The sequence below is a fragment of the Vibrio sp. 10N.222.48.A3 genome, assembly GCF_041475345.1.
Lineage (GTDB): Bacteria > Pseudomonadota > Gammaproteobacteria > Enterobacterales > Vibrionaceae > Vibrio > Vibrio tasmaniensis_A.
In genome coordinates this window covers 1-406 of record NZ_JBFRVX010000759.1, presented here as the reverse complement: position 1 = coordinate 406, position 406 = coordinate 1, and the positions used below count along the sequence as shown (strand labels likewise).

The window sequence follows — 406 nt, the reverse complement described above, 5'->3', positions numbered from 1 at the left end:
GTGAATGGCTCGCTTATGAAAAGTTAGAGAAGTACAACTCAGCTCCATTCTCTGGTTTTATCCGTTTAGCAGGCTGCACCATTCTCAGTGTCTCACCTGAGCGTTTTTTAGAGCTCAATAGTGGCACCATTGAAACCAAGCCGATCAAAGGGACACGTCCTCGTTCTGAAAATTCCATGATTGATGACGCCAATGCACAAGACCTGTTGAATGCTGAGAAAGATCAGGCAGAAAACCTGATGATCGTCGACCTGCTTCGTAATGATATTGGCCGAGTCGCAAAGCCGGGATCGGTTCATGTACCAAAGCTATTCGATATAGAGAGTTTCCCTGCTGTGCACCACTTGGTGAGCACGATAAGGGCAGAGCTTGATGTCCATCATTCAGCACATGACCTATTAAGGGC

General features: G+C 46.8%; 1 protein-coding gene. It reads left to right on the top strand.

Annotation, left to right across the window (positions count from 1 at the left end; all coding sequences use genetic code 11):
- Positions 1-406: chorismate-binding protein (locus AB4653_RS19460; RefSeq protein WP_372105055.1), on the top strand; the 406-nt coding region annotated here is incomplete at both ends.